The organism is Atopobium sp., assembly GCF_034113385.1.
GTDB lineage: Bacteria > Actinomycetota > Coriobacteriia > Coriobacteriales > Atopobiaceae > Atopobium.
In genome coordinates, this window is record NZ_JAXEXL010000009.1 from 28,099 (window position 1) to 42,224 (window position 14,126).

Annotated in this window: 6 protein-coding genes; all 6 read left to right on the forward strand. The window is 47.1% G+C overall.

Annotated features, from left to right (window positions below; genetic code table 11):
* Positions 1 to 46 precede the first annotated feature (46 nt).
* The 6 genes from SPD80_RS01820 (at position 47) to SPD80_RS01845 (ending at position 14,118) form a co-directional block, all read left to right on the forward strand.
* Entirely contained in the window at positions 47 to 3,157 is a 3,111-nt protein-coding gene (locus SPD80_RS01820) for a PD-(D/E)XK nuclease family protein (protein WP_320828232.1), read from the forward strand.
* On the forward strand, positions 3,157 to 6,738 hold the full coding sequence (locus tag SPD80_RS01825) for a UvrD-helicase domain-containing protein (RefSeq protein ID WP_320828234.1): 3,582 nt from the start codon (positions 3,157 to 3,159) through the stop codon (positions 6,736 to 6,738). Before SPD80_RS01820 ends, SPD80_RS01825 begins: the two co-directional genes overlap by 1 nt.
* Positions 6,739 to 6,816: 78 nt before the next feature.
* Entirely contained in the window at positions 6,817 to 10,710 is a 3,894-nt protein-coding gene (dnaE, locus tag SPD80_RS01830) for a DNA polymerase III subunit alpha (protein WP_320828235.1), read from the forward strand.
* Between the two features lie 52 nt (positions 10,711 to 10,762).
* Positions 10,763 to 11,191, forward strand: a complete 429-nt coding sequence (locus SPD80_RS01835; protein ID WP_320828236.1) for a peptidylprolyl isomerase — start codon at positions 10,763 to 10,765, stop codon at positions 11,189 to 11,191.
* 183 nt (positions 11,192 to 11,374) lie between these two features.
* A complete protein-coding gene (locus SPD80_RS01840) occupies positions 11,375 to 13,159 on the forward strand; it encodes a phosphotransferase (RefSeq protein WP_320828237.1) in 1,785 nt (594 codons plus the stop codon).
* A 23-nt stretch (positions 13,160 to 13,182) separates the two neighbouring features.
* Positions 13,183 to 14,118 (forward strand): DMT family transporter, encoded by a 936-nt coding sequence (locus tag SPD80_RS01845; RefSeq protein ID WP_320828239.1) that lies wholly within the window; start codon positions 13,183 to 13,185, stop codon positions 14,116 to 14,118.
* The last annotated feature ends 8 nt before the right edge of the window (positions 14,119 to 14,126 follow it).

Consider the following 14,126-nt stretch of genomic DNA (forward strand, 5'->3'; position numbering starts at 1 on the left):
GTAACCCGCTACCATAGGGTTGTATACATCTTGGGACGGGACCGCTATGTCTGTTAATTACATTTCTATAGAGACAAGTGCGCTGCTATCACAGCCTGTATTGGAGCATATACGTGCTTCTCTTAGGCGTTGTGGGCGTGCGGTGCTACTCGTACCGAGCTATGATAAGGTGCTTGAGGCACAGCGTGCGCTTGCTGCACATGAAGGGTTTACGCTTGGAGTAACGGTGTGTACCGTATCTTCTTGGGTGGAAGACCAGTGGCGCTTGTATGGTTCGGGCGAGCGCATCATTGACCAAGCCTCACGCGTAATCTTGGCGCGCATTGCTTTAGATACCTATATTAACCAGCATAAAGAAAGTACCGTGCACACTGGTGAAGGCAGTTTGCGAGTGCTTGCTCAGATAGCACAAGATGGCCTTTTTGCTATTCCAAGCAAGGATGGTCAGTTGGTGGCAGAGCAGCTGCCTGTGAGTGCTCAGGCATCAATAGCATCTACCTATAGTGCTGGTGAGCTGGACATCTTGCGCTGTCTTTCTTTATATAAGCAGCTTATGGTAGCCCATCAGTTTATTGAGTCATGCGAGGTATTTGCTCGTTTGGGACAGGTGCTGCCATGCGATGCCGCTATGCCTTCAGTGGTGTTTGCGGGTTTCTTGAACTTCTCGGCAGCGCAAGAAAAATTGATTGAAGGCTTGGGAAGTCTGTATGAAGTTACCGTTGTGTGTTGTAACAAGCAGCTGGGCACCGAGCCGTTGCAAAGCGATATTGCTATAGAGCTGTTGCATGCAGCTGGTCCTTTGGCAGAGTGGGAACTTGTTGCTTCACAAGTAGCAGCGTTGGTATCACGGGGTGTGCGCAATATTGTGGTGTGTAGCAACAAAACGTACGATGCATGGAATCAGCTTATGCCTAAGTTGATTCAGCAACAGATACAGGCACAATGTCGTGTTGCTACGCCTGTTTTTTCTACCGTTGCGGGCGTTGGATTTCTTAATTTTGCTGCTTGCGTTGCTCGTTTGATAGAGCTTGAGCAAACGTGGCCCGAGCCACTAGAAGGTCCTTGGGGAGAAGAGAAAGTCCTCGGGCCTATGGACTGGTGGGCACCAGCTCCGCTCATAGATTTCTTATTGTCTGATAGTGCAGGTACGGATGTTAAGCAAATCTGGCAGTTGGATCGTCGGTGGCGAGGCAATCGTATTCTGACGCCTACTAAGGTATTGGCAGACTTGGGGAAGACATCGTTTACTTCTGCGCGTGTGGCACAAGCAGTTCGTGATCTGCAGCGTGGCAAAATTGGTGCTGCTGCCGATAAAATCCGTTTAGCGCTTGAAGCTCAATATGCTGCAAGTCCATCCATGCATCTGCAAAATCAGATTGCCATTATGGCAACTCTTGCAGCTACTGCCCGTCAAATTGGTACGCTATATCCACAAGAAGAGCAAGACCTTGGTTCATATCTGCAAAAGGTTGTTGCGCTTCTGAGAGTGCTTATGGAGCGCACAAGTCTTGTTGCTTCAAGTAAAGCGCGTGCAAAGCAGGATTGTGAGCCTGATGATACGCAGCTTGATATGCAGGTTGATACACAGGCCAAGCACGTTGCCACCGGTCGTACCGAGCCAGCGTTTGATGCAGCTTGTGTGCGCATTATGTCACAGCAAGACGCGGCATTGCTGGAGCCTCGTAGCGTAGAGGCGCTTATCTACACGGGTATGACCACAGCAGAGATGAGCATTGTGGTTGATGATGGCGCCTGCATGCAGTTAGAAGACAAGCTGCAGGTGTATCGTCCTACTAAAGATTTGATGTCAGTTCGTACCCAGTTTTTACGAGCGCTTGAGGCTCCCACAAAATACCTTATGCTTGAGCGTTCGCTTACCGATGATGATGCAAAACCTACATTTCCAGCTGTTATGTTGTCTGAGTTTATGCAGTTTTATGGGTGTGATTCTGATAAACCTTCCAAGAAAAATACCGTGCCTTTTGTTATCCATTCTGCAGGTGAGGATGCAGTTACGCAAAATATTTCTGCCGCACGTACACGTGATATACCAGACCAGATATGCAACCCATCTGCCGCTGGCAAGGTGAGCGATGAGCTCACGCCTTTGGTGGTGGCGGGTCGCAAGACAACGCTGCCCAATGAAGGACTCATGCTTTCTGCTTCGCAAATTGAGTCATATTTGGAATGTCCTTATAAGTGGTTTAGCTTACGTCGCCTTGGCTTGAGCGGTATTGATGCGGGTTTTTCTAACTTGGAAAAAGGGTCGTTTGCTCACCGCGTGCTTGAAGTAACACATCGTGCACTGTTGCGTGAGGCTGCTGGCGTAGAGCCCTTTGGTGACCTAGGTAAAGATGCTTTTGTAGACCCGCGCGAGCGCATTGCTGGCTCACGTATTACCAGTCAAACAATTGGTCGCGCGCGGGAGCTTTTGGCAAGTGAGTTTGATGCTCATTATGTGCATCAGCTTCAGCGTGCCGAGAAGTTCCGTGATCAAGCGCTTGTGCCTCATGTGGCTTCTCAAAAAGAAGAACTTCAATACTTCAAAGAAGATCTGTTAGAGTCTTTATCGTTCCAAGAAGACAAATTGCTTGGATTTGAGCCTCGTTATTTTGAGCTGCGTTTTGGTGGCAAGGATGGAGTTTTAGTAACGTATGCAGGCGCTAACTTTGTTGGAAGTATTGATCGTATTGATGTAGATGAGCAAGGTCATGCTCTTATCATTGATTACAAATACAAGGGGTCTTTGGGTAATGAGTACAAGCTGTTTAACAAAGATGATGAGTTTGAACCACAATCGCTTCCGCGCCATGTGCAATCACTCATATATGCGCAGGTAGTTCGCAAATATTTGGCTGAACACAATCTTATTTCAGCGGGCGCTGTGTACTTAGGTATTAAGCGTCCCTATGATATAGCGGGAGCCATGCCGGCTTCTATGGCTGAGCGTGTGTGGGGACAGCAATGGGCAGATCGTTTTAAAAGTATGTGTGTGGGAGAAACTATTGAGGACTTTTACACCTATCTTGATACCTGTGAAGAACGTATTGCCCAGTATATTGAGCTTTTAAAGGCTGGTTACATTGAGGCTAAGCCTCTTGATGATCGGGCCTGTCATTATTGTCCTGTTACCAACTGTGAAAAGAGGCGTGCCTAATGGACTTTTCAACCTTTATGGAGGGGCAAAAGAAGACCATTACCACCCTCGATACTACGTTATTTGTTGCCGCTGGTGCAGGTTCAGGCAAAACATTTACGCTTACCCAGCGCGTGGCTTGGGCACTTATGCCTGGTTCTGGCAAAGAGGGCAAGCCGTATTTAGATTCTCTCGATCAGTTGCTGGTTATTACCTTTACCCGTGCGGCAGCAGAAGAAATCAAAGAACGTGTGCGTACCACCCTCAAAAAAGAAGGGCTTACTCAGGCAGCTCTTGAGGTAGATGGTGCTTGGATTTCTACCATTCATGGTATGTGTGGCCGTATTTTGCGTGCTCATGCATTTGCTTTAGGCATTGACCCTGAGTTTAAGATGTTGGATTCAGTGGACCAAGCTCAGCTTATGAACACGGCAATTGAAGAGGTACTTAAGCTGATTGAAGGGGATTTACAATACGCTCCTTTGTTTAAGGTACATCGTGCTCGTGCTAAAACCATGCGTAATGATGAGTCTAAACAATCAGTTGCTGGCATGATTTTTGACCTCATGCAAACGGTAACCAATTCTCCGGTTGGTTTTGATGCGGTAACCTTTCCAGGCACACCATATGGAGCGGTAAGCTCTGCAACTGAGCTTACCAATCGGTATGAGGAATTGTTATCCGCTGCTTATGAGGCAAAAAAGCCTGAAGAGCTTACCAACCCACTTAAAGAAGCTATACAAAAACTCAACGAGTTTGCTTGTATGGCGCCTGGTCTTCAAACAGCTTCTGCGATGCTTGATATGGTAGCAACACTTCATCGGCCTAACGGCACTGTGTGGCGTGGTAAGGTGCTGGGCCCACTCTGCAAAGAAGTGCAATATGCCTACGATGCTGCGTTGTTTGAAGCCACCCTTGCTCATGAGCAGGAATTGAGTCCGCTTCTTATGTCACTTGCGCGTCGGGTGTGGGAACAGTATCAGTTGCTTAAACAAAAACAAAGTGCACTGGATAATGATGACCTTCTTACAATGGCAGCAGACGCGCTTCAGCAGCACCCAGAGATTGCCGCACAGTATGCTAATCGCTTTAAATTAGTCATGGTGGATGAGTTTCAAGATACGAGTGAGCAGCAAGTGCGTATGATTAAGTTGCTTGCTGGTCCTGACGCATGCCACCTCACAACTGTGGGCGATGCTCAACAGTCCATTTATCGTTTTCGCGGTGCAGATGTAGATGTCTTTTTGCGCAGGGGAGACGAGTTGGATGAATCGCATAAACCGCAGCTGAGTGAGAACTTCCGCAGCCACGATGACATATTACGTTTTGTTGCGACGGTGTGTGGAGCTCCAAACATGCTTCCTCACTTCATGGACCTTATCGCCAAACGCAAGGAAGAAGATGGATACCTTGCGGCTGATGTGCCACGCATATACGCTGAGGTGACCAAGCGTGTTTATGGGGTAAGCAAACAATATGGAGTTGTGGCAGCGGCGGAGCAGGTGGCTGACCGCATTGCGTATTTTGTCAACAAGAAACAGGTTAAACCTGGCGATATTGCACTGCTCATGGGTAAGCTTACCAATGCCCAGTTGTACGTAGAGGCGTTGCGCGCTCGCGGTATTGACAGTGTGGTTACGGGAGGCTCGGGCTTCTCGTCTGCGCCTGAAGTTTTGACCGTTGCCAATTTGGTAAGTGCTTTGGCTAACCCCTATAGTTCAAATCGCTTATTTGAACTGCTTACCAGCGATATGTTTGCCTTGGATGCAGACGATATGGTGCTTTTGGGCACCGCGCTTGATGAAGAAACTCAGGGAGCCTATAAACAGCCTATCGAGTTTGGCCTTTGGGCGGAAGAGCTTCCTTTTAAACAAAAGCCATCGGCTCGTTTGCAAGTTGCTCGTAGGGTGCTCAACCAGGCATGGGCTGAGCTGCCCTCTAAGCCTTTGTATGAAGTGGTTCGTCACGCGCTCCATGCCTCTGGCTGGCTTGCTCGTCTGGAACATACCAGCGCGGCAAATGATGCCGTAGCTGCAAATATATTGGCATGCGTGCGGTATCTTAAGCAGTTGTGTGATACGTATTGTTTGGGTGCAAGCCAAATGAGTGCGAGGTTTGATGCGTGGCTGGCTCAGTCAAAGATTGCTCCTGCAACCTTGGTAGGAAGTGAGCTTAATGCAGTTTCTGTTATGACCATTCACGCGTCAAAAGGTCTTGAGTTTCCGCTGGTAGCGGTTGTAGATGCGCTTGATGATGCTCCATGTAAGCCCAGCGCAAGCGGTCTTTTGGCAACCTATCAAGATGACAAAATTATGTGTGGCTTGCGTCCATCTGGTGTTAGTCCTGCCCAAAATTATGAGTTGCCTGAACGCATGAGCACATCATGTTCTGCAGCAGATGTTCGCATGCTTTTGGAAGAACGTAATGCGGTGGGTGAAGCTGCCGAGAAAATCCGCCTGTTGTACGTGGCACTTACGCGCGCTAAAGAGACGGTCATACTGCATGTGCCACTCCTCTTAAGCTCCAAGAGCATAACTCCTGCATTGGGGGCTCAGGTGGGAGAGATACTCTTTGGAAATGTGCGCGAGCTTGCCGCTGGTGCGCATGATGTTGTCTGTGACGCAGGGGCGCGCGGCATTGCTCGCGTGGTTTGTTTGAGTGCTCATACAGATGAAGCGGGTAATAAGCTTATAGAAGCAGACGACCCCTCTGACTGTGGAGTTGCTCAGAAACTCCTACAGCTCAGCTCGGGCGAAGAGGGCATGGATGTCCAGTCTGTGGCGCCTCAGGCGTTTCAATTGTATGTGCCTGCTACTGCCAAGCAGCCTCAGCAGTCTGGCATACAGCTGCGTGAGGGAGTGTATAGCTATTCTGCTATAGCAGCTCAACTCAGCAAAAACACAGAGTTGCAGGCAGGCCTTCCGCAAGATACACATGCCTATGTAAACTTTGGTTTAGCTACAGCTGTGGATGTGAGCCAGGGTGTTTCTGTAGTGGATGAGTTTGCAAACAGACCCGCAGGAGACGGCTCCAATTCAGCATTGCTTTTTGTTCATGACGATAATCCCGATGATACCCAACCCAAAGCTACTAACTTAGGTTCTGCGTTCCATGAGCTTGCTCAGATAATGGTGCAAACTCGTTCGTCTGTCTCGCCAGAGCAAATTGAGCGTCTTGCTCTGAGCTGGGAGTGTAGCCGAACACAAATACAACGCTTGCAGCTTGCTTTGCAGCGTTGGGAGCACTCTGATATTCGCGCCGAAGCTTTAACATATGCGCAGGTACAGCCTGAGGTCCCATTCTTTTGTGAGCGCGTGTCTGACTTTGGACGCTATATAGAAGGCGCGCTTGATCTTTTGTGCACCAATCCGGGCGAGAAACACGCGTTGGTGGTGGATTATAAAACTGGTGATGCCCATAAGACACCAGAGCAGCTGTATGACAGCCATGCCATGCAGGCACAAATCTATGCAGATGTGCTCTTAAGGCAAGGTTTTGAGTCTGTTGAATGTGCTTTTGTATGTGTTGAACGTGATGATGGCACGGGGCAACCTGTGGTAGTTCGGTATACGTTTTCTGAAGCTGCAGGAAGCAAAAAATAGTGCAAAGCATGATGGCTGTGTTTGGGCTATGCTTGTGCAATAACAAACACCTGTTCTAGGTTTACGGGGGTCTTTCGGATGGCATTTGTCCACCTACATAACCACTCTGACTTTTCCATTTTAGATGCTGCAACACGTATTTCTGGAATGGTAAAGAAGGCAGTAGACGAGCATATGCCTGCATTGGCTCTTACAGACCATGGTTATATGTTTGGCATTCCTAATTTTGACTTGGAATGTCGTAAATATAATGATGGCGCTGCAGATATGATGCAGTGGCGCCATGATGTTGAGTGCTTCCAAAAGGGATTGACTTTGGAAGAGCCCGCTGCAGATAAAGCGGATGCTTTGCCACATGATTGTGCTCATGCACAGTGGGAAGCAGATGTTGCCATTTGGAATCAAACACATGATCTTGAGGCAGTAAAAGCCAATAAACCCGCTTTGCTTATCCAGCCCATTTTTGGCTGTGAGGCCTATTTCATTAAAGATGAATGTATTCCACGTGGTACCAAGCAGCAGCGTTTTCATCTCATTTTGCTCGCAAAAAATGAGACAGGCTATGTAAACCTCATTCGGTGCATGTCTAAGGCCGCTGGTCATGAGATGATGTATTACAAGCCCCGTGTTACCTTAGATATGCTGCGAGAATATCATGAAGGCATTATTTGTCTGAGTGCCTGCGTACAGGGAATTATCCCATGGAACGTGCGTAATGGTAACTTTGAAGAGGCAGAGCAGTGGGCGCGCACCTATAAAGAGATTTTTGGTGATGACTTTTATATAGAAATCCAAGACCATGGGCTGCAGCCGGCAGAGTGGAATGGCTGGAGTGACCGCACCCTTGCTGAGCACTTGGTAAAAATGGCAGACCGCTTGGATATTAAGGTGGTTGCCACAAATGATGTTCATTACTTAAAGCGTGAAGATGCTGAAGTACAAGATATTGTGAGTTGCATTGGTACCGCTTCTCGTATTGATGATACCAATCGTAAAAAAATGGATGGCACCGAGTTTTACATGAAGACGGAAGCAGAAATGCGTTCCATTTTTGATTGGTGTCCTCAGGCGTTGGACAATACACTAGAAGTTGCTCAGAAGTGTACGTATGAGCTGGATTGGTCCAGCATGTACTTGCCTCAGTATCCTGGTTTGCGCCAAGGAGAAACAGCAGAAGCGCGGTTCCGTGAGGAATGTGAAAAAGGCCTTGCTATTCGTTATGGTAAGGACTGGCGCGATGTAGTTATCAATGGCATCAATGTACAAGAGCGCTTTGAATACGAGTATAAAGTTATTTGCGATAAGGGCTTTGCAAACTACTTTTTGATTGTTCAGGATTATGTACAGTGGGCTAAAGATCAGGGTATTGGTGTAGGACCAGGTCGTGGATCTGCGGCGGGCGCTATTGTTGCCTATGCTTTAAACATTACAACTTTTGATCCGCTGGAAAACGGTCTTATGTTTGAGCGCTTCTTATCACCTGAGCGCTCCGAGATGCCCGATATTGATATGGACTTTGAGGATGAGCACCTCCAAGATGTATTGGCGCATGTGCGTGAAGTCTACGGAGAAGACCACGTTTGTAAGGTCATTACCTACTCAACTATCAAGGCTAAGCAGGCTATTAATGATGCGGCGCGTGTACTTGGTCAGCCCGTATATGCTGCTCAGCGGCTATCCAAGATGTTATCGAGTGACCCTAAGCTTGCACTTTCCCATGCGCTTCACCGAAGTGAAAAACACCCCGAGCAATTCTCGCCAGATTTTGAGCAAGCCTATAACGAGGATGCAGAGGCACGTGCTGTTATTGATGCTGCTCTTTCTATCGAAGGCCTGACTCGTGGCGAGGGCGTGCATGCCTGTGCAACGCTCATTGCTCCTACACCAGTAACAGACCATGTACCTACTAAATTGGACACTAAAGGTGACGTTACCATTACTCAGTATGAGGGTCATTCGGTGGCAGATATGGGTCTGCTTAAGATGGACTTTTTGGGCTTACGCACACTTACGGTCATTAACAAGGCCTTACGTAATATTAAGGCAGCTTATCCTACTGCTTTAGACGTTCAAAAGATGCCCCAAACGGTACAAGACACCATTAAGCCTGGTGCTACCGGCGTAGATATTGATGTCGATAAGGTCGATTTTTCTGATCCTAAAATCTATGAGTTGTTGGGTTCTGGTCATACAGCTGGTGTTTTTCAGGTTGAGTCTGCGGGTATGACGGCAACTATTAAGAACATGCAGCCCAAAAAATATAGCCAGATTGTTGCACTTATCGCTCTGTACCGTCCAGGTCCTTTGGGTGCTGGTATGGTTACCAGCTATATCAATCGTATGAATGGCAAGGAACCCATTGTCTTTTATGATGATCGATTGGGAGAGATTCTTAATGAGACCTACGGTACCATTGTGTACCAAGAACAGGTCATGCAGATCTCCGTTAAAATGTCCAACTTTAGTGCTGGTGAATCTGATTCACGCATTCGTAAGCCTGTAGCAAAGAAGAAAATCAAACTGCTTACGAGTACTGTTTTCCACTGGGACAATGGTAAGGATGAGACCACCTATGACCACTGGATGAATGGTGCGGTGGATAATGGTTATGAACGTGCAACCGCTCAAAAAATTTGGGATGACGTTTTAGAGTTTGCATCCTATGCATTTAACAAGTCTCACTCTGCGGGTTATGCCATTTTGGTTATGCAAACAGCCTGGATTAAGGCGCATTTTCCTCGTGAGTACATGGCGTCTGTTCTTACTTCCTACATGGGTAAGACCGATAAAATTGTGCACTATGTTAACTCTTGCCGCCGTGAAGGTCTTCAGATTTTGCCGCCAGACATCAATGAATCTGGTCGTGAGTTCACGGCTGTTGAAGACGGCATTCGCTTTGGTTTTGCGGGTATTCGTGGTGTAGGTGACGGCGCTGCAGACTGTATTATTGCAGAGCGCACGTCTGGCGGACCATTTAAAAATATCCATGACTTTGTTGATCGTGTAGATGCAAGCCAGGCAAACCGCCGTGTTGTGGAAGCACTGGTAAAGGCTGGTGCTTTTGACTCAACCGGATATACACGCATGCAGTGCATGTCCTTTATTGACAAGAACAACCCCGAGAATATTATTGATGCAGCAACGCGCCATCAGAAGGATCGCGCTTCTGGCCAGGTTTCCATGTTTGATATGTTCGCAGAGGCAGATGGCTTTACTTCAGATGTACCTGAGCCTGATGGCATTGAGTGGGACCGTTTGATGAAGCTTGCTCTTGAAAAGGACGTTTTGGGCATTTACGTCTCTGATCATCCCTTGGCGCCGTATGAATATACTCTGTCTAAGGCGCGTGACTATACCATTGATGCCATCGAGGAATCAGAGGATGTAGAGGATTACACAACAGGTGGAACAACCACACGCTATCGTATCCCTGACGGAAAAACGCTTTGGATTGCTGGTATGGTTTCCAGCTTACAGCGTAAGTCCACCAAAAAAGGTGATCCTATGGCTCTGATTACCGTGGAAGACATGGGAGGAGAAGTTTCCGTTGTTATTTTCCCTAAGCTGTATAAAAAGTCTGCTGCTGCTTTAACGCCTGAAGTGAACGAGCAAACAGGAGAAACAGCAGGAGAGGCCTTTGTTCGCATTAATGGCAAGCTTGAACGCGGTGATCGTGGTGTGCAAATTATCGCTCAGGAAATTGAGGCTTTACAGCTGGACGAGAAAACCAACCAGCCCAAAGTACTAGAAATTCTTATACCTTCTAGCAGCTTTTCTCGTCACTATATGGAAGAAATCAAGGCAGTTATCTGCAGGTATGAAGGTATGGATCGGGTGGAAATTCGCATGGAGATGACTACAGGCGAAACCATGCGTATGGAGTTGCCTTGTAGGGTGGATGCTGGAAACTTTGTGCTTCGTGCAGAGCTTGATGATTTATTACGTGGCGTCGGAAAAACTATGGTTGGTTAGGGTACGCTTGCAAAGGTTTATACACTCATGCCCTATACATTGGAGAAAGCACATGTCTAATACTGGAAAGAAACTTTCTGTCCACTACCGTGGCACGCTTGAGGACGGTACTCAGTTTGATAGTTCGTATGATCGCGGGCAAACCTTGCAGTTTACCTGTGGCGCTGGCCAGATGATTGCTGGCTTTGATAGAGCGGTTGAGGACATGCAGGTAGGAGAGAAGAAGAAGGTTTTGCTACAACCTTCCGAGGCATATGGCGAGCGCAATGAGGACCTAGTGATTGCATTTCCCAAAAGTTCTGTTCCCCAGGCGGAACAGCTGCATGAGCATGACCAGGTTTCTTTAGCGGGTCCTGGTGGTATGCCCATTCCTGCAACCATTACTCAGATTACTGACGATGAGGTATATGTAGATGCCAATCATGAGCTTGCAGGAAAAGCGCTTATTTTTGAGATTGAGCTTGTGTCTATTGATGACTAAGCGTCACGCTTAGCTTACAAGCGTCAGTCCAACAGTCTAAAAAGAGGTAGCAGGGGAGGCTTGAGGCCTCCCTTTTTGTTCAAAATAAGTATTGTATATACAGAAATTGAACGTTCAGATATAATCATCTGGTCGTTATAGTTGAACATCACTGCTATATATCGTGCGATACTTGGAGTAGTCATGACCGTAACAAAGAACGAATTTCTTATTATGCGTGAATTGGTATCTTCTGATGAAGCACCAAGTCAGCGCTTGCTCAGCCAATTAACAGGTCTTTCGCTGGGCTCTGTGAATGCTGCACTTAAAAGCTGCGAAAAAGCGGGGTATGTAGTGGACGGTCTGCTTACGCAAAACGGCCTTGCTGCTCTTGAGCCGTATAAAGTACAGAATGCAGTTATTATGGCTGCAGGATTGTCTTCTCGTTTTGCTCCCATTTCTTATGAGCGCCCTAAAGGCTTGCTTCGCGTGCGTGGTCAAATCCTTATTGAACGCCAAATTGAGCAATTGCTTGAAGCAGGTATTTCTGACATCACTGTTGTAGTGGGCTATAAAAAGGAATACTTCCTGTACTTACGCAACAAATATAACGTGAAGATTGTGGTTAATACTGAGTATGCCAACAGAAACAATAACAGCACGTTATGGCTGATACGCAACATACTTTCCAATACCTATATTTGTTCTTCGGATGACTACTTTACAGAAAATCCGTTTGAATCCTATGTATACGAGGCGTACTACGCCTGCGTTAAGGTAGACGGTCCAACTCAGGAGTGGTGCATTACTACCGGTGCAAATAACCGCATTACACAGGTTACGGTGGGAGGTGCTGACTCACTGGTTATGCTAGGCCATGTCTATTTTGACAAGGCATTTTCCGAGCGCTATAGGCAGATTCTGGAAGCGGTATACCATAAACCAGAAACTGCCGATAAACTCTGGGAAGAGATTTACGTAGACCATATAAGCGAACTCGCTATGGTTGCTCGTCCTTATGAAGATGGCATCATCAATGAGTTTGACTCGCTTGATGAATTGCGCAGTTTTGATCAGTACTTTATCGAGAATGTCGATTCAGAAATCCTCGATAACATCGTCGAGGTTCTTGGCTGTCAAAAGGGTGATATTCACGAGTTTTGGCCACTTAAACAGGGAATTACCAATTTGTCATGTCACTTCTCGGTAGGTGAAGGCGAACAAAAGAAACAGTATGTATATCGTCACCCTGGTGTCGGTACTGAAAAAATGATTTGTCGTGCAAGTGAGGCCGCCGGCCTGCGTCTGGCACGTGATCTTGGCCTAGATAACACCTTTATCTATGAGGATGAGCAGCGCGGTTGGAAGCTTTCACGCTTTATTCCTCATGCACAGTCGCTGGATACCACTGATGAAAAACAACTTAAGCGTGCCATGGAAATGTGCCGACAGCTTCATGAATCCACCGCAACGCTTAAGCGTCATTTTGACTTCTTTGAAGAGGGCCTGTCGTACGAGCAGCTTTTGCTTGAGCATGGTCCCATCCAGGTTCCTGGCTATTATGAGCTGCGCAACAAGATTGTTCGTCTTAAGGAGTATGCAAGTGCTGACGGCTATCCCGATTGCGTTTCTCACAATGATTTCTTCCCGCTGAACTTCTTGGTAGAAGAAGATGGTCAGATGAGCCTTATTGACTGGGAATATGCGGGCATGTCTGATGTAGCAAATGACTTTGGCACCTTTACCGTATGTAGTGAACTTACAGAAGAGCGCGCTAACCAAGCGCTTGATTATTACTTTGGTCGTTCTGCCACGTTTGAAGAGCGCCGTCACTTCTGGTCGTATGTGGTTTTGGCTGGTTGGTGTTGGTATATCTGGTCTTTGGCCAAGGAAGCAGAGGGCGATAACGTAGGAGAATGGCTCTTTATTTACTATCGCTATGCAATTGATTATATCGATAAGGTCTTGGGCTGGTACGAAAACAACTAACAGTAAGACAGGAGAAAGCTCTCATGAAATACGGACTGTTTAGTGGCATACTCTGGGCTATTGATACCGTTGTTCTTGGTATTGCCTTGGGTATGGGGTTGTATGCAGCAGATCTTCATGCTTCCTTTGTTTCTGCGTGCATGCACGATATTTTTGCGGCACTTATTTTGTTGGTATGGATGGGCGTTCGTGGTCGTTTGGGCGACACCATTGCAGCACTTAAAACGCGCAACGGTCAAGTTATTATGCTTGCGGCACTGCTGGGTGGTCCTATTGGCATGAGTGGCTACCTTGCAGCTATTGAGCATATTGGTCCTGGCTATACTGCTGCGATTTCTGCATTTTATCCGGCAGTTGGAACTTTGCTGGCCGTGCTGATTCTTAAAGAGCGCATGAAACTCAAGCAAGTAGGCATGTTATTGCTTGCTTTGTGCGCTATCGTATGTATTGGTTGGTCTTCTACAACGGCTGCGACTATCGATAATCCCGTAGCGGGTATTTTAGGAGCCTTGCTGTGCGTTGGCGGCTGGGGTTCTGAGGCAGTTATACTTGCTTGGGGCATGAACGAAGAAGCGGTAGACAATGAAACCGCTCTTCAAATCCGTGAAACTACGTCTGCGCTTGCGTATGTATTGGTAGTTATGCCACTTTCTGGTTCTTTGGGATCATTCTCTCAGGTTGCGTTTACGCCAGAAAATGGTGTCGTTGCACTTGCCGCGTTGGCGGGTGTTGTATCGTATTTGTTCTACTACAAGGCCATTGATGTGATTGGCGCAGCACGTGGTATGGCGCTTAATATTTCTTATTCTGCTTGGGCAGTTTGTATTAGTGCACTTATTCTCCATGTGATTCCCAGCATGCTTGAAATTGTATGCTGCATAGTCATTATTGTGGGAACTGTTTTGTCCGCATCGTCCGATTGGCGGGAACTTTTAGACAGTTCACGTAAAAATACATAGTTTACATT